This is a genomic window from Micromonospora sp. LOL_014 (assembly GCF_048060245.1).
In the GTDB taxonomy this organism is placed as follows: domain Bacteria; phylum Actinomycetota; class Actinomycetes; order Mycobacteriales; family Micromonosporaceae; genus Micromonospora_E.
The window spans coordinates 19,092-35,515 of sequence record NZ_JBHMIP010000001.1; the positions used below are offsets into that span (position 1 = coordinate 19,092).

The 16,424-nt window shown below is 71.4% G+C and carries 14 protein-coding genes; 9 read left to right on the top strand and 5 right to left on the bottom strand.

Features of this window, described 5'->3' with window-relative positions:
* Positions 1-627 precede the first annotated feature (627 nt).
* The 3 genes from ACFHW1_RS00095 to ACFHW1_RS00105 all read left to right on the top strand — a co-directional run bounded on the left by ACFHW1_RS00095 (position 628) and on the right by ACFHW1_RS00105 (position 4,274).
* Positions 628-2,013, top strand: coding sequence for an endo-1,4-beta-xylanase (locus ACFHW1_RS00095; RefSeq protein WP_416551125.1), 1,386 nt, complete (start codon positions 628-630; stop codon positions 2,011-2,013).
* Positions 2,014-2,131: 118 nt separating this feature from the next.
* A complete protein-coding gene (locus tag ACFHW1_RS00100) occupies positions 2,132-3,880 on the top strand; it encodes a cellulose binding domain-containing protein (RefSeq protein WP_416551126.1) in 1,749 nt (582 codons plus the stop codon).
* Between the two features lie 133 nt (positions 3,881-4,013).
* Positions 4,014-4,274, top strand: a complete 261-nt coding sequence (locus tag ACFHW1_RS00105; RefSeq protein WP_416551127.1) for a hypothetical protein — start codon at positions 4,014-4,016, stop codon at positions 4,272-4,274.
* Between the two features lie 49 nt (positions 4,275-4,323).
* Here ACFHW1_RS00105 and ACFHW1_RS00110 read toward each other — a convergent pair whose 3' ends face one another.
* Positions 4,324-6,858: a helicase-associated domain-containing protein gene (locus ACFHW1_RS00110; RefSeq protein WP_416551128.1), complete on the bottom strand. Its 2,535-nt coding sequence runs from the start codon at positions 6,856-6,858 to the stop codon at positions 4,324-4,326.
* Between the two features lie 170 nt (positions 6,859-7,028).
* Between ACFHW1_RS00110 and ACFHW1_RS00115 the strand changes: the two genes are divergently transcribed.
* Complete coding sequence (locus ACFHW1_RS00115) at positions 7,029-7,643, top strand: HAD family hydrolase (protein WP_416551129.1); 615 nt, start codon at positions 7,029-7,031, stop codon at positions 7,641-7,643.
* A gap of 32 nt (positions 7,644-7,675) precedes the next feature.
* A complete protein-coding gene (locus ACFHW1_RS00120) occupies positions 7,676-8,062 on the top strand; it encodes a cold-shock protein (RefSeq protein WP_416551130.1) in 387 nt (128 codons plus the stop codon).
* Positions 8,063-8,100: 38 nt separating this feature from the next.
* Here the strand turns inward: ACFHW1_RS00120 and ACFHW1_RS00125 are convergent, their stop codons facing one another.
* From ACFHW1_RS00125 to ACFHW1_RS00135, 3 genes are all read right to left on the bottom strand, one after another.
* Positions 8,101-8,976 (bottom strand): 1,4-dihydroxy-6-naphthoate synthase, encoded by an 876-nt coding sequence (locus ACFHW1_RS00125; protein ID WP_416551131.1) that lies wholly within the window; start codon positions 8,974-8,976, stop codon positions 8,101-8,103.
* Entirely contained in the window at positions 8,969-9,709 is a 741-nt protein-coding gene (locus ACFHW1_RS00130; RefSeq protein ID WP_416551392.1) for a futalosine hydrolase, read from the bottom strand. Before ACFHW1_RS00130 ends, ACFHW1_RS00125 begins: the two co-directional genes overlap by 8 nt.
* Before the next feature lie 77 nt (positions 9,710-9,786).
* Positions 9,787-11,571, bottom strand: a complete 1,785-nt coding sequence (locus tag ACFHW1_RS00135; RefSeq protein WP_416551132.1) for an MFS transporter — start codon at positions 11,569-11,571, stop codon at positions 9,787-9,789.
* An 85-nt stretch (positions 11,572-11,656) separates the two neighbouring features.
* On the opposite strand from ACFHW1_RS00135, the gene ACFHW1_RS00140 reads away from it, so the two are divergent.
* Positions 11,657-12,514 (top strand): DUF3027 domain-containing protein, encoded by an 858-nt coding sequence (locus tag ACFHW1_RS00140; RefSeq protein WP_416551393.1) that lies wholly within the window; start codon positions 11,657-11,659, stop codon positions 12,512-12,514.
* Here the strand turns inward: ACFHW1_RS00140 and ACFHW1_RS00145 are convergent.
* Positions 12,483-12,788: a DUF2530 domain-containing protein gene (locus ACFHW1_RS00145; protein ID WP_416551394.1), complete on the bottom strand. Its 306-nt coding sequence runs from the start codon at positions 12,786-12,788 to the stop codon at positions 12,483-12,485. The genes ACFHW1_RS00140 and ACFHW1_RS00145 overlap by 32 nt on opposite strands.
* Positions 12,789-12,980: 192 nt before the next feature.
* Here ACFHW1_RS00145 and ACFHW1_RS00150 point away from each other — a divergent pair, with 192 nt between their 5' ends.
* From ACFHW1_RS00150 to ACFHW1_RS00160, 3 genes are all read left to right on the top strand, one after another.
* The gene (locus tag ACFHW1_RS00150) at positions 12,981-14,444 is read left to right on the top strand and encodes an NCS2 family permease (protein ID WP_416551133.1); all 1,464 of its coding nucleotides are present in this window, start codon (positions 12,981-12,983) and stop codon (positions 14,442-14,444) included.
* Positions 14,445-14,573: 129 nt separating this feature from the next.
* Positions 14,574-15,008: a MarR family transcriptional regulator gene (locus tag ACFHW1_RS00155; protein WP_416551395.1), complete on the top strand. Its 435-nt coding sequence runs from the start codon at positions 14,574-14,576 to the stop codon at positions 15,006-15,008.
* A 71-nt stretch (positions 15,009-15,079) separates the two neighbouring features.
* On the top strand, positions 15,080-16,393 hold the full coding sequence (locus tag ACFHW1_RS00160) for an MFS transporter (protein ID WP_416551134.1): 1,314 nt from the start codon (positions 15,080-15,082) through the stop codon (positions 16,391-16,393).
* Positions 16,394-16,424: the final 31 nt, after the last annotated feature.

A 16,424-nucleotide genomic window follows, 5' to 3' on the forward strand; every position in this document is an offset into this window, starting at 1 on the left:
CGCTCAGGGCAGCGTCACACTGGCCGGCGCCGACGGATGCGTTCGATCTGCACCGTGACCCGTCCGGGCGGAGAGGCAGCTCGGGTAGCGGCGACGCGGGCGGAGCAACGGGGGCGAGCGGTCCGCACCCGTGCGGCGGCCGGGTGGTGGCCGGGTGGTGGCCACCGGCTGCTGGCGACTCTCCAGCGAGCAGCCGGCGGCCGCCACCGGCGATTAAATCTAAATGTCTCTATGTCTTGAACGCTTCGTCGGTAGCACCTATGCTCCTGCTGTGGGGCTCAGGGCACGCCCCAGCCGCATCCATCGGTCTTGTCGGGAGCCGGCCGGGGTGGTCGTCGGCAGCGTCGCCACCTTCCGAGCCGGGCCTCCGGCGTCGAGCGCTGCGGGCAGGCCTCGTCTACCTCGGTCAAGCGTCCCGGGTCACGCTGCATGACGCGATCTCCCAGCGGTTTCCGGGCACCGCCCAATCCCACTACGACTCCGCTGGATGCTTGCTGACCGGATAGCGGCGTATCGGCATCGGTGCCTGGAAAGAGCTCGATCGGTGGTTCCTCAGCTCTGTCGCCGTCCGACGGTTCGACCTCAGTGGGCCATAGGCGCCGGTCGCGCAGTCAGGAAGGAAAGGTAATGAAAACGGTCAGAAGTGTACGCACGATGGTCGCGTTCGCCGCGACGATCGTGCTTTCCACCGCAATGGCGGTAGCGGTCGCCAACTCGGCCAGCGCGGCGTCGACGCTGGGCGCGGCGGCGGCCGAAAGCGGGCGTTACTTCGGCGCTGCCACGAACTCGTTCATGCTGAACCGCCAACCCCACGCCACGGTCCTCAACCGCGAGTTCAACTCCATCGTCGCCGAGAACGAAATGAAGTGGTATCACACCGAACCGAACCAGAACCAGTTCAACTTCACCGCCGGCGACCAACTCATTGCCCACGCCCGCGCCCGCGGCATGACCGTCCGCGGCCACACCCTCGTCTGGCACTCCCAGCAACCCCAGTGGGCGCGGAACATGTCCGGCACCGCCCTGCGCAACGCCATGATCAACCACATCAACCGGGTCGCCGGCCACTGGCGCGGCCAGATTCACTCCTGGGACGTCGTCAACGAAGCTTTCGCCGACGGCGGCAGCGGTGCCCGCCGCGACTCCAACCTGCAACGCACCGGCAACGACTGGATCGAAGTCGCCTTCCGCACGGCCCGCGCCGCCGACCCGAATGCCAAACTCTGCTACAACGACTACAACACCGACGGCATCAACGCCAAGTCCACCGCCATCTACAACATGGTCCGCGACTTCAAGTCCCGCGGTGTGCCCATCGACTGCGTCGGCCTGCAGTCCCACCTCGGCACCAGCCTCGACCCCACCTACCAGCAGAACATCCAACGCTTCGCCGACCTCGGCGTCGACGTCCAGATCACCGAACTCGACATTCTGCAGGGCTCCAACCAGGCGAACATGTACGGCCAGGTCACCCGCGCCTGCCTCGCCGTCGCCCGGTGCACCGGCATCACCGTCTGGGGCGTGCTCGACCCCGATTCCTGGCGTACCGGCGCCAACCCGCTGCTGTTCGACGGCAACGGCAACAAGAAACCCGCCTACGACGCCGTACTCAACGCCCTCAACGCCGGTGGTAACCCCACGCCGCCGACCAGCGCACCGCCGGCAACCACCGCACCGCCGGCAACCACCGCACCGCCGGCGACCACTCCGCCCCCGCCCGGCGGCGGATGCTCCGCCACCGTCTCGATGAACTCCTGGAACGGCGGATTCGTGGCCACCGTCCGGGTCACCGCCGGACCGGCGTCCATCAACGGTTGGCGGGTGCGGCTCACCGTGCCGTCCGGAGCCAGTGTGACCAACGCGTGGAACGCCGACCGCAGTGGCAACACCGGTGCCGTCGACTTCACCAATGTCAGCTACAACGGCCAGGTCGGTGCCGGGCAGTCCACCGAGTTCGGTTTCCAGGCCAGTGGAAACGGTTCGATTCCGACGCCCGGCTGCACGGCCAGCTGAGCCCGCTGGGCCGGTGAGGGGACCGTCCTGCCCCACCGGACCAGCTGAACCAGCTCTTCTCGGTAGGCATCGCGGCCAGCCCACTGCGGATGGCCACTCAGTAGATCGGGGAAAGTGAATGAGAAAGTGGAGAATCAACGCCGCCGTGGCGTCCGTCGGGGCCGTGCTGCTCGCGTCGGCCGCGGTGGCCGCCGCGACCCCGGCCGCTGCGGCCGCCGGATGCTCGGTCAACTACGCGGTGTCGTCGCAGTGGCCGGGTGGGTTCGGCGCCAACGTGACCATCACCAACCTCGGTGACCCACTCACCGGCTGGAGCCTCACCTGGTCATTCGGTGCCGGCCAGACGGTGACGCAGGCATGGAACACGACGTTGACCCAGAGTGGGGCGGCGGTGACCGCCAGGAACGTCAGCTACAACGGTGCCATCCCGACAAACGGTACGACCTCGTTCGGCTTCAACGGGTCGTGGAACGGCAGCAACCCCGCTCCCACCAGCTTCGCGTTGAACGGAGTGGCCTGCACTGGCGGTACGGTGCCCACCACCGCACCTCCGCCGACCACCGCACCGCCGACCACCGCACCGCCCAGCACCGCACCGCCGACCACCGCACCGCCGACCACGCGGCCGCCGACCGGGCCGGCCGACATCACGGTGAACAGCTCCACCAGGTACCAGACCGTCGACGGTTTCGGAGCCGCCACCTGGATCTGGGGCAGCAGCACCTGGTCGACGGCCGAGACCCAGACCCTGGTCGGGCTGGGCCCCGATCAACTGGGATTGTCGATCATCCGGACCGGCATCTCACCTGAGTCCGGCGAATGGTCGAACCAGGTCAACGCCCTGCGCACGGCGAAGTCGTACGGCTCCGACGTGAAGATCCTGGCGTCACCGTGGACGGCACCGGCGGCCTGGAAGACCAACAACAGTCGGATCAACGGCGGCAAGCTGCGTACCGACTACTACGACGACTACGCCAACCATCTGAACAGCTACGTCCAGTACATGCGCAACCAGGGCGTGACGGTCGACGTCACCTCGGTGCAGAATGAGCCGGACTGGCACCCGAGCTACGACTCGATGGACTGGAGCGGAACCGAGCTGCGCAACTTTGTCCGCGACCACGGGTGGCGGGTGCAGAACACCGAGCTGATGGTCGCCGAGGCGGTCAACCTGAACTACAGCTACACCGATCCGACCCTCAACGACGCAGGCGCGCGCAACAACATCGGCTACATCGGTGGGCACCTGTACGGCCTCGAGTCCTCGGGCCGATTGAAGCCGTACAACCTGGCCAATCAGCACGGCAAACCGGTGTGGATGACCGAGTGGAACCATCACGAGGCCGACGGCAGCGGCTCCAACATCTGGGGCGACCCGAGCAACCAGGCCGTCTGGGACGAGACGCTCGACGACATCATGCGTACCGTGCACCGGACGATGGAGGCCAACTGGACCGCCTACATCTGGTGGTACGGCAAGCGGTTCTACTCGTTCATCGGTGACGGTGAATCGGCCTACGGCACCACGGCCGGGGAACCGCTCAAGCGCGGATACGCGTTCTCCCAGTACGCCAAGTACGTGCGCCCCGGCTACCAGCGGGTCGCCCTGACGAAGAGTTCCAAGGCGTCACCGCTGGAGGTGACCGCCTACACCGGGGACGGGAAGACCACCCTGGTGGTCCTCAACCGCTCGAACAGCGCGGTGAACGGTGCGGTGGTCCAGGCCCCGCAGAACGTGACACGGGCGGAGCACTACCTCACCTCGCGGTACTCGAATGCGGCCAGCCAGTCGGTCGGGGTGAACGGCCAGCAGGTCACCGTCAACGTGGGCGCACGCAGCATCTCCACCGTCGTGCTCACCCACTGAAACCTCCGGCGCCGGTGCGGGTTCCTAGCCGCACCGGCGCCGGACACGTCGGCCGCTGCCGGCTACTGTCCGATCCGGCCCCGACCTGCCAGTCTGGAAGAGCGAAAGGCAGCATTCGGGCCGGGAGGCGGTCATGGCGGTCAACGACAGAGCGGATCGACAAGACCCGACCGACCGGGGCTACCCGTCGTCGGTGTCGCGGACCACGTTGTTCTGGTACGCGTTCGCGTCGTCCTCGCTGGTCGGTTGGTTCCTGTTCGGCTGGCTGGTGCTGCGTCAGGGCTTCGTCGACTCGGTGGGCGAGGCGCTCGGCACTGGATTCGCCCTGCTGCTCGCAGTATCGGTGATCGAGGCGGCCCGCCGGCACCGGCACGACGGTCGGCCCACGGGCTGAGCCCCGGGTCGCCGGGCGTACCGATCGGGAGCACATGCTGCGCGGTCAGTCAGTCGTGCACCACCGCAGCGGTCACCCGTTGTAGCGCGAAGGTGTGCAGCGTCTCGGTGCGCTCGTCCTCGGCCCGCAGGAAACCCCCGCCGATCGACACCGGACGGACCAGCCGGGAAGCGGCGGCGCCGTGCGCGTCCACATAGCCCACCCAGACCAGCGCCTTGTCCCGTACCGCCTGCTGCAACACGGCCAGCGCCTGCGAGTGCGCCTGTACCGCAGCCAATCCGTCGACCGTCTGCCCGGTGGCCGCCCGGATCGGGCCGGGTGTACGCCGTACCGCCCGGGCCGCCGCCTCCCCGCGACGCAGCTGCTCGACCAGACCGCTGATCCGGGGCGCGGTCAGCTTCGGCGCGGCCAGCGGATCGACCGACCGTAACGTCACCGGATGCCGCACCGGTGCCCGCCGGGCTCGGGGCCGGCCAGTACGCAGCGCGGCCCCGGTGCCGTCCTCCGGCACCGGGGCGTAGCCAGCCTGTCGTAGTGCCTCCAGCATCCGGCCGGCGGGCACCACACAGACCAGCACCGTCGGCGCCAGCCGGCGCAGTGACAGGGCGGCCAGCCGGCGGTCGGCCAGCACGGTGGCCAGCAACGCCTCGTCGTCGCTGCGCAGATAGCCGCCGGCTGATCCGGCGCGCAATCCGCCATGGGTACGGGCTGAGTCGTCGATCAGGTAGGTGAGGCCCTGCGGCACCGGGGTGCGGGACCGCCGGGCGAACAGCTCATGCAGCTCGGCCGCCTGGTAGCCGGCGTCCAACGCCCGACGCACACTTGCCGGCGTGACCCGGTGAACGCTGGCCGCCCCGGTCGACTCCGGCTCGGCGACCAGCTCCAACTCGGCAGCCAGGGCCGGCTCCGGTGGGCCGGGCACCACCACGGTCAGGTCGGCCTGCACCAGGACGTGGTCCACCGGGGACGGCAGCAGGTCGGCCAGCGCGCGTTCCGCCGCCGAAGCCGCACCTCGGTGCTCTCGTTCGGTGGCCCGTACGCCGAGCGGATCGTCGTCGGCCGAGATGTCCCGACCGTCCCGGCCCTCTCCGGCGAGCAGCGAGCGGCCGTACCCGGTCAACACGCCCAGCCCGGTGACGCCCAGTTGAGCAGCCTCGTCGAGGACCTCGCGGTGCAGGTCGTCGCGGCCCCGGCTGCGCCGTGGCGCCTGCCAGGCGAGCAGCGAGAGCACTTCGTCGGCGGTCGGCGCGGCTCCCGGCGGCAACCCGGCCAGCACCCCCAGCACGGTACGGCGTACCGGCGGCGCGCCGGCCCGCTCCACGTCGGTGGACAGCGCGGTGATCGGCCGGTCCCGGTCGTCCCGTCGGCCGATCAACCCGGCCCGCCGGGTCATCGCCAGCCACGCCCCGACCAGCCGCTCCCACCGCCGGGCCACCGGCTCGTTGATCCACTGGTCGTAGCTGCCGGTCGGCAGGATCTGCTGGTCGACGGCGGTGCGGCTGGCCGAGGCGGGCAGTTCGGCGGCACCGACCAGCCCGGCGGCGTACCCGATCTCGATCAGCAGCCCGGCCAGCGACTCGCTGACCCCACCGGCGCGGGCCAGTCGGCGCAGCTCCCGTACCCCGATCCCGCCGGTACGCAGCAGCGGCGCCGGCTCGGCAGCCAACGCCTCCAGCAGCGCGCCGGCCTGCCGGACCACCTCCATCGCCTGCCCGGCACCGGTCGAGTCCACCACCTTCGGATCGCGCTCGGCGGAACCGGCCGCAGGCGGGTCGGGGCGCAGCGCGCCGAGCGGCCCGGTGTCCCGGCGCAGCAGCAGCCCGACCTCGCGGGGCAACTCCACGGCCTGGCTGCCGGCCGTGGCCGGCGCGTCGGTGACCACCGCCAGCAGACCGGCCTCGACCAGCCAGCGCACCGGACTCACCCCGTCGCCCGGACCGCCGCCGGCTGGTGTGTCGGCGGCTTGAGCGCTGGTGGCCGGGGTGGCGGTAGCGGTAGTCACCGTGCCGAGCGGCGGGCCGGCGGCGAGTCGGTCGAGCACTGCCCGGGCCGATGGTGGGGCGCTGAGCAGTGTCCGGCGCAACGCGGCCGGGTCGGCGCACCGTCGCGCGACCCGGTCGTCCAGGTCGGCGGCGGGCCGGCCCAGCCCTGCCGGGTACGGCGAACTCGCCTCGTCCACCCCACCGGCGACCCGGAACCGGCCGGCCGACCCGTACAGCAGGCAGCGGGCCAGCAGCCGGCCCACCGCCGCGCGGACCTGAGCCGCGGTCGCCCCGCTGCCCGGCACAGTGGCCATCGCCAGCACCGCGTCCAACTCGACGGCGGCGTCGGCGGCGTCGGTCGAACCGGCCGAGCCGTCCCGGGCCGACGGCTCCCGACACAGTCGCGCGGCGTCCAGGATTCGCAGGGTGAACTCGTCCAGGTCGTCGAGCGCACGGGCGGAGGAGACCCGGGACTGGGCCCGGGCGGCCAGCGTGGTGATGTCGGTCGGCGCCGGCACCACCAGGTCCGGACGCAGGCGCAACAGGTCACCCAGCTCGGCGTCGGAGCGGGAACGCAGGTGGTCGGCGAGTGTGTTGGCCATGGTTGTTCCACGCTAGCCCGCCGGACGCCTCAGGTGGCCTCGGCCGTCCGGAGCAGATGCGCCGGCTCGGGAGTCGCCCGCATAGGCTCACCCTCCGGCCGCCACCCGACCGGCCATCCGCCGGCCGGATCCACCCGTTGTGGCGGGCGCGACGAGGAAGGGACGTACACATGTCGCCGGTGGTCGGATTCGACCTGGACATGACATTGATCGACTCACGGCCAGGGGTCGCCGCCACCTACCGGGCATTGACCGAGCTCACCGGGGTGCAGGTGGACGCCGAGGTCGCGGTGTCGCGGCTCGGCCCGCCGCTGCGCCAGGAGATCAGCCAGTGGTTTCCGGCCGACCAGGTCGATTCCGCGGTCGAGCAGTTCCGGTCGCTCTACCCCCGTTACGCGGTCGGTCCGACCCTGCCGATGCCCGGGGCGGTCGCCGCGCTCGAACTGGTCCGGGAGCAGGGCGGGCGGGTGGTGGTGGTCACCTCGAAGCTCGGCCGGCTGGCTCGCCTGCACCTGGATCACCTGAGGCTGCCGGCGGACGAGGTCGCCGGGGACCTGTTCGCCGAGGGCAAGGCGGTCGCCCTGCGCGAGTACGCCGTACAGCTGTATGTGGGTGACCACACGGCGGACATGGTGGCCGCGCGGACCGCCGGGATACCGGGTCTCGGGGTGGCCTCCGGCCCCTGTTCGGCGGCTGAGCTGCGGTCCACCGCAGCGGCTGCGGTGATCGACGACCTGACCGGATTCCCGGCGGCGGCCGGCGCACTGCTCCGGCTAGCCTGGTGAGGTCAATCCTGCGAGTGAAGTCGAGGTCAGTGGTGCCGACGGGTCGAGTGAAATGGTACGACGCGGGTAAGGGGTACGGGTTCGTCACCAGTGACGAGGGTGGCGACGTGTTCCTGCCCAAGGGTGCGTTGCCGGCTGGCGTCACCGACCTCAAGTCCGGGCAACGGGTGGAGTTCGGGGTGGTGGACAGCCGGCGCGGCGCGCAGGCGCTCGGCGTACAGCTGCTGGAGCCCCCGCCGTCCGTCGCCGAGCTGCGTCGGCGACCGCCGGAGGAGCTGCACGGACTGGTCGAAGACATGATCAAGGTGCTGGAGGCCAAGGTCCAGCCGGACCTGCGGCGGGGCCGGTTCCCGGACCGCAAGACGGCGCAGACCGTGGCCCAGCTGGTGCACGCGGTCGCCCGCGAACTGGAGGTCTGACCCGCGGTCGCGGTCCCCGGACCGCAGTGGCCGACTGTCTACCGCCGCCGTGACTGGTCGTCGGGCGGCGGCGCGAGCAGCCCTGCCGTCGGTGGGGTGAGCCCTTGCGCCGCCGCCCGGTCCAGTAGCGCGGCGACCGCCGCGTACCCGTCGGCACCGAGGTCGGCGGTGAATTCGTTGACGTACAGCCCGATGTGCCGGTCCACCACGTCCGGCTCCATCTCCTGGGCGTGGGCCAGCACGTAGTCCCGGGAGGCGCCCGGATCGGTCCAGGCCAGTCGGACCGACTCGCGTACCCAGCCGGTCGCCTGCGCCGGGTCGACGACGCCCCGTCGGGCCAGGATCGCGCCCAACGGGATCGGCAGCCCGGTGTCCGACTCCCACCACGCTCCGAGGTCGACCAGCGCGGTGAGCCCGTACCGCTGGTAGGTGAACCGCGCCTCGTGGATCACCAGGCCGGCGTCGTACCGGCCGGCGGCGACGCCGGGCATGATCTCGTGGAACGGCACGACCTCGATCCGGGCCGGCGGCCGACCCGCCGACCAGAGCCGGAACAGCAGGTACGCGGTGGTCCGCTCACCGGGTACGGCGACAGTTGCCCCGGTCAGGTCGCCGGCCGCCCAGCGGCCCTCTCCGGCCGTACCTCCGGTCAGCAGCAGCGGGCCGCAGCCCCGGCCCAACGCACCCCCGCAGGGCAGCAGATGGTAGTCCGGCAGCAGCCAGGGCAACGCAGCGAAACTGACCTTGACCAGGTCGAACTCGCCGCGTTCGGCGGCGGAGTTGGTGACGTCCACGTCGGCGTACCGGACGGTGACCGGCGGGGCGTCCGACACCAGCCCGTGCACCAGGGCGTGAAAGACGAACGTGTCGTTGGGGCAGGGGGAGAAAGCCAGCCGCAGGGTCACGTCAGCCACGGTAACTGGCGCTCCGGCTGGTCAGCGCGCTGGCCGCCGTGGTCAGCGCGGCCAGCGCCGACGGGATCCGCCAGCCGGCCCGGTCGCGCGGGCCGACCGGGTTGGAGATGGTACGCAGCTCTGCGAAGGGCAGCCCGGCCAGCTCGGCGGCGCAGGCCACCCCGTACCCCTCCATGGCCTCGGCCACCGCGTCGGGGTAGCGGCAGGTGAGCGTCCCGGCGGTCGTCGCGGTGCCGGTCACGGTGTTCACCGTCAGCACCGCGCCGGGTACGGCGTCCGGCAGCACCGCCCGCAGCCAGCCGGTGAGCGCGCCGTCGGCGGGGGCGACCGCGGTGCCGAAGCCGAGTTCGTCGATCGTCAGGAACCCGTCCGGTGACTCGGCGCCGAGGTCGGCCGCGACGCTGCGGGTGGCGACGGCGATCTGCCCGACGGCGATCCGGTCGGGGAATCCGCCGCCGATCCCCGCGCTGACCACCGCGTCGTACGGGCGTCCGCTGCTCGCCGCGAGTGCCAGCTGCCGGCTGGTCCCGGCGGCGGCGGCCGCCGAACCGACCCCGACCACCGCGATGTCGACCGCTCGGTCGGCTGTGTCGCCCGTCGTGCCGCCGCCCGCTGCCGTGCTGCTACCGGCTGTGCTGCTGCCCGCTGTGCCGCCGCCCGGGGCGATTCCGCGCCGGAGGGCGACCGCCTCGGCCTCGACCGCGGTCACGATCAGAATCCGCACCTGCCGCACCCTACCCACCGCGCCTTCCTGGACCTACCGGTCGCCGGGCAGGGTCGTTGCCCGGCGACTCGTCACCTGCCCGTGGGTCAGCTTCCGCTGTCCGGCCCGTCGGGTCGATCGTCCTCGGCCGCGCGGCGCAGCGTCGACGACGGGCGGTAGATGTGGAATCCGGGTGGCGTCGGATCGTCGTCGTCGGCTTGGCCGTCGGCCCGGTCGTCGTCGCGGTGACCGGCGGGTGCGCCGGCGGCCGGGACGCCGACCGGCTCGGCACCGACCGGGCCGGTGCCGCCCTGCCCAGCGCCGACCGGTGCCGGCGGTGCCGGCGTCGGCGGGGCGGGTCGCGGACGTGGTCGGATCCGGGCCGGGACGATCGACCGGCGGGCGCGTGGCGGAACAACCGTGCCGCCGTCGTCGGGTGAGCCGGCTTCGGGCGTACCGGGATCGGCGGTGCCTGATTCGGCGGTGCCAGGTTCGGGCGGGTCCGGGACGTCGTCGGCTGCGTCGACCGGTCGGCCGTTGAGCCGGTCCTTGCGCTGCCGGCCGGCGACGGTCATCGCGCGGGCGGCGGCGAGTATGCCGAAGCCGGCCGCCGCGATGACACCGACCCGGCCGTCCACCGGGATCAGCCCGAACGCGCCACCGGCGACGAACGACAGCATCAGAATGGTCTCGGAGTGGGCGAATGCGCTGGCCCGCAGCCGTTCCGGCAGCCGCTCCTGGATGGTGGCGTCCACCGCGAGCTTCGCGATGCCGCTGATGATCGCGGTGACGAAACAGAACAGCGCCACCATCAGCAGCGAGAACTGCAGGGTGGCGAGTACGCCGACACCGGCCACGATCACCAGCCCGCTGGACTGCAGGGCGAGTGGACGGTTGATCCGCATCCGGCTGCCGATAGCGGTGGCGGCGAAGCTGCCGGCGGCCAGTGCCGCTCCGACCAACCCCAGCGCGCCCTCGTCGCCGAGCTGCTGACCGACGATCACAGTGGTCAGGTCGCCCGCCTTGATCGCGAAGGCGAGGAAGAGCAGCAGGAAGCCGTAGAGGCAGCGCAACGTGCCGCTGCCGACCAGGGTGGCGATCACCAGCCGGCTCCCGGTGAGGATCCGCTGCCGGTCAATGCCCCGCCGTATCCCGAACACCCGGAACGCCCGTGGCACCCGCTCGGCGGGCTCGGAGTCGGCCCGAGGCGGTAGCCGCAGCGCGATCACCATGCCGACCAAAAAGATCACCGACGCGACACGCAGCGGCCACTGCGGCCCGAACCAGAACGCAGCCAGCCCCAGTGGTGCGACCAGCGCTCCGGCGATCGTGCCGTAGACGCTGGCCCTGGCCCCGGCCTGGGACAGCCCAAGCCCGGCTGGCAACAGCCGGGGCACGGCGGCGGAGCGGCCGACGCCGTACGCCCGGGACAGGGCGAGCACCCCGAACGCCGCCGGATACAGCCCGAACCCGTTCAGGTGGTCGGCGATCAACCAGGCCAGGAAGGCCCGGCCGAGCATGGTGGTGGCCAGCGCGTACCGCCGGCCGTGCCGGAAGTGGTCGAGCACCGGGCCGACCACCGGGGCCAGCAGCGCGAACGGGACCATCGTCACCAGCAGGTAGAGCGCCACGCTGCTGCGGGCCTCGCCGAGCGGCGCGCTGAAGAAGATGGTCCCGGCGAGTCCGATCGTGATCAGGGTGTCCCCGGCGCAGGAGGCGGCGTGCAGGTCGAACAGGCGCGACATGCCCGGTTCACCGCCCGCCCCGCGGTGGCGTACCTGCAGAACCTTGTGTCCGGCCCAGCGACCGCTGTGCGCCGTGCCGCGCAGCACCGCGCGGGTGCCGCGGAAGGCGGTCCCGGCCGTGTGCCCGAGCGAGCGAAACAGCCCCATGCGCCCATCCTCACCTATCCGCAGCTGTCCCGTCTCGGGCTGTGCCGGTTTTCGCGGTCGCGGGTCCGGGTCGGCAGGGGAGTGCCTGGCGACAACGAGTCGCTGTCGGCGGGGGAGTGCCTGTCGGCGGTGCCGGCCGGTAGGCAACAATGGGACGGTGACCAGGAGCACCGCTCGTGCCGCCCGCCTCGACTCGGTCTGTGCCAAAGCCGTCGACGTGGCGTACGCCGCGCTGACCGACGCGGTGGATCCCGCCGAGGTCGGCGAGCACCTGCAGGCAGTCGCCGAAGGCGACCGGCTGGTGACCCACCTCTTCGACTGCCATCTTGCCGGGTACCAGGGCTGGCGGTGGGCCGTCACCGTGACCCGGGTGTCTCGCAGCCGGCAGGTGACCGTCTGTGAGACGGTGCTGCTGCCCGGTCCGGACGCGTTGCTGGCACCGGGTTGGCTGCCCTGGCACGACCGGCTGCAGCCCGGTGACCTGGGCGTCGGTGACCTGCTGCCGACCTCGTTCGACGACGACCGGCTCGCGCCCGGTTACCTGCAGTCGGACGACCCGGCCGTCGAGGAGGTCTCCTGGGAGCTCGGGCTCGGCCGGAGCCGGGTGATGTCTCGCGAGGGCCGCGCCGACACCGCGCAGCGCTGGTACGACGGCGAACACGGCCCGCAGGCACCGATCTCGGTCGCCGCGCCGGACACGGCCCGCTGCGGCGCCTGCGGGTTCTACCTGATGCTGGCTGGGGCGCTGCGGCAGGCGTTCGGGGTGTGCGGCAACGTGTACGCACCGGACGACGGCCGGGTGGTGAGCGTGGACCACGGCTGCGGCGCGCACTCGGAGACGCTGACCGGCCCGGCGGTGACTCCGGTGGACGAGCTGCCCACGGTTTACGACGACGGCGAGGTCGAGACGGTCACGGTGCGTTCGGGTCCGGCCGGCGACTGACCTGGTCGGCGTGGCGCCGTCGCCGGTTGGCGTCGTGCCGCAGCATCACCGCGAGCCCGGGCAGCCCGAGCAGGAGACCGGCCAGGCAGGTCCAGAGCCAGTCGGTACGCCCGGTGTCGGCCAGCCAGTCTCGGGCGAGCAGGCAGACCAGCCCGGCGACGGCCCAGGCGATCATCCCGCCGACGGCGAACGGCACCATCGGTGGGTCCAGTGGCGCCGGTCGGGGCGCCCTCGGCAGCCGCACCGGGCCGGTCGGGGCGTCCGGCGGGGTCATCAGCGGCGAGTCGGGCACCTCACCAGGGTACGTCCCGGTTGATCGGGACCGCCGCGACGGGCCGGTCGACCCGGACGGCGGGCTGAGTCGGCCGTCGATGTCGCGGACGTAACCGGATGGACCTTCGCCGGTAACAGCTGATCTGAGACGATGCGCGCAACCTATCGACCTTATGATCAGCTGTGAGGATCCATGGCGACAGTGCCGGCAGAGACAACCGGGCCGACCCCGGACCCCAGCCCACGTAACGCGTTCGACCGCTTCTTCGAAATCACCGCCCGCGGCTCCACCCCCGGCCGCGAGGTACGTGGCGGACTGGCCACCTTCTTCACGATGGCGTACATCGTGGTGCTCAATCCGTTGATCCTGGGCAGCGCGGTCGACGGCGAGGGCGCCGCGCTGGCGATCCCGGCGATCGCCGCCGCGACCGCCCTGATCGCCGGGCTGATGACGCTGCTGATGGGGGTGGTCGCCCGGTTCCCGCTGGCGCTGGCCGCCGGTCTCGGGGTGAACGCCCTCGTCGCCTTCGAGATCGCACCGCAGATGACCTGGGCCGACGCGATGGGCCTGGTGGTCATCGAAGGCGTGATCATCCTGGTCCTGGTGCTGACCGGGCTGCGTACCGCCGTCTTCCGGGCCGTGCCCACCCAGCTGAAGACCGCCATCGGAGTCGGCATCGGGCTGTTCCTTGCGTTGATCGGCTTCGTCAACGCCGGGTTCGTCACCGGCGGCACCGCGTCACCGCCGCTCGGCCTGGGCATTAACGGCATGATCGCCACTTGGCCGGCGTTCGTCTTCGTACTCGGTCTGCTGCTCACCCTGGTGCTGGTGGTCCGGAAGGTACGGGGTGCGATTCTGATCGGCATCCTGGGCTCCACCGTGCTGGCCATCGTCGTCGAGGCGATCGGCGGGTTCGGGCCGGCCGGCGGTCCGGACGGCCGAGCGGGCGGTTGGGCGTTGACCGTGCCGAGCCTGCCCGACCAGGTCTTCGGCATGCCGGACCTGTCGCTGCTCGGCAACTTCTCCGTGCTGGGCGCGTGGGACTCGGCGACCTGGCTGATCGCCCTGATGTTCGTCTTCACCCTGCTGCTGACCGACTTCTTCGACACGATGGGCACCATGGTCGCGGTCGGCCAGGAGGGCGGCATGCTCGACGCCGAGGGGATGCCGCCGAGGACCCGGGAGATCCTGGTCGTCGACTCGATCGCGGCGGCGGCAGGCGGCATGGCGAGTACGTCGAGCAACACCTCGTACATCGAAAGCGCCGCCGGGGTGGCGGAGGGTGCCCGGACCGGGGCGGCGAACCTGGTCACCGGCGGGTTGTTCCTACTGGCCGTCTTCCTGTCCCCGCTGGTCGAGGTGGTGCCGTTCGAGGCGGCGTCGACCGCGCTGGTGGTGGTCGGCTTCCTGATGCTGACCGCGGTGCGCACCATCGACTGGACCGACTACGAGATCGCCATCCCGGCCTTCCTCACCATCGTGCTGATGCCGTTCACCTACTCGATCTCCAACGGGATCGGCGCGGGAGTGATCACCTTCGTGCTGATCAAGCTCGTGAAGGGCCGTGCGGCGCAGGTGCATCCGCTGCTGTACGGGGTGGCCGCGCTGTTCACCCTCTACTTCCTGCGGCATCCGCTGGAGTTGCTGATCGGCTGAGCCGACCGCCTCGTCGCTTCGCCTGCCGTCACCGGCGGTACCCTGGTGCCGCCGGTGACGGTGGTCATAACGGCTGGTCGATCGGTGTGTTCGTTAGTTAGGCTAACGAACGTGACGGAGTGGGCGGTGATGGGAGAGCGACAGGTCACGGCCGCGCAACTGGCGACGTCCCTGCGCGATGCCATCACCCGACTCAACCGGCGGGTCCGACGGGCCCGGCCGGTCGGCGATCTGACGGTCACCCAGCTGTCCGCGCTCACCAGCCTGGAGCTGGCCGGTGCGATGACGCCGCGGGAGCTGGCCGACATCGAGCGGGTCCAACCGCCGACGATGACCAGGATCGTCGCCAAGCTCGAGGAGCGCGGACTGGTGCAACGCACCCCGCACCCGACCGACGGCCGCCAGGTGATCCTGTCAGCCACCGAGTCAGGCCGCGAGGTGATCGCCGGGTTTGAGCGGATACGTGACGAGTGGCTCGCCACCCGGCTCGCCGCGCTGAGCCCTGCCGAACGGGACACGTTACGGCAGGCGGCGGAGATCCTGCAGCAGGTCGCCCGCGGCTGACGCGACAGTCGCCATCGGGTCCGCTTCGTCCCGTGTGGATGACGCGTACGATCCGAGGAGGCGCACCCCGAGTGCGGGCGACACTGAACACCACCTTTCAGTCCCTACAGGTCCGTAACTACCGGATCTTCGCAACCGGGCAGCTGATCAAGCTGATCGGTGTGTGGATGATGTTCATCGCGCAGGACTGGCTTGTCCTGCAGCTGTCGGACGACTCCGCCACCGCGCTCGGCGTGGTTGTCGCCCTCCAGTTCACCCCGGTGCTGCTGTTCACCCTGATCTTCGGCCGGCTCGCCGACCGCTACGACAAGCGGCTGCTGCTGTTCGTCGCCAACGCCATCTGGTGCGTGCTGGCCCTGGTGATGAGCGTGCTGGTGCTGACCGGCGTGGTGGCGCTCTGGCACGTCTTCGTCTTCGCCGGCCTGCTCGGCGTCGGTAACGCCCTGGAGACCCCGGTCCGGCAGGCGTTCGTCTCCGAACTGGTCGGGACCCCGCTGCTGCCCAACGCCCTCGCGCTGTCCTCGGCGACGTTCAACACCGCCCGGATCGTCGGCCCGGCCGTGGCCGGGCTGGCCATCGCGGCGTTCGACGTCGGGCCGGTCTTCCTGATCAGCGCGCTCGCGTCGACGGCCCCGCTGGTCGGACTGATCCGGATGCGCTCCGGCGAACTGCACCGAGTCGGCCTGCCGGTCGGAGCGCAGCGGGACGCCGCCAAGGTGGTCGACGGGTTGCGCTACGTCGCCCGCCGCCCCGACCTGATGCTGCCGATGGCCCTGATGGCCGTGCTCGGCCTACTGCTGTTCAATTTCCAGCTGACCCTCGCCGCGTTGGCGAAGACGGTCTTCGAGACCGGTGCGGCGTCGTTCGGCCTGTTCACCACGGCGCTCGCGGTCGGCGCGCTGGCCGGTGCCCTGGCCGCCAGCGGCCGGCGCGACCGGCCGTCGGTCTACGTCGTGCTGGGCAGCGCGTTGACCTTCGCCGGCCTCGGCACCCTGGTCGGGCTGGCCCCGACGTACTGGCTGGTGGTGCTCCTGCTGCTGCCGACCGGGTTCTTCATGGTCTACTTCGCGCAGGCATCCAACCAGCGGGTGCAGCTCGGTGTCGACCCGGCGTTCCGGGGCCGGGTGATGGCGCTGTGGGTGCTGGTCTTCCTGGGCACCAACCCGGTCGGCGCACCGATCATCGGCTGGGTCGCTGAGCGTTTCGGAGCCGGGGCCAGCATCTGGCTGGGCGGCCTGCTGTCCTTCCTGACCGCCGCCGCCGCACTGGCCTGGCAGTTGCGGCGCACCGGCGGCCGGCTGCGGCTGAGGTGGGCACCGATGCCCCGGCTCTACGTACTGCCGGCCCGACCCGCGCCGGCCCATGCCGGAGCAGTCCGAGCCTGACCTCCTGGACCGGTACTGCCCGGGTCGGATC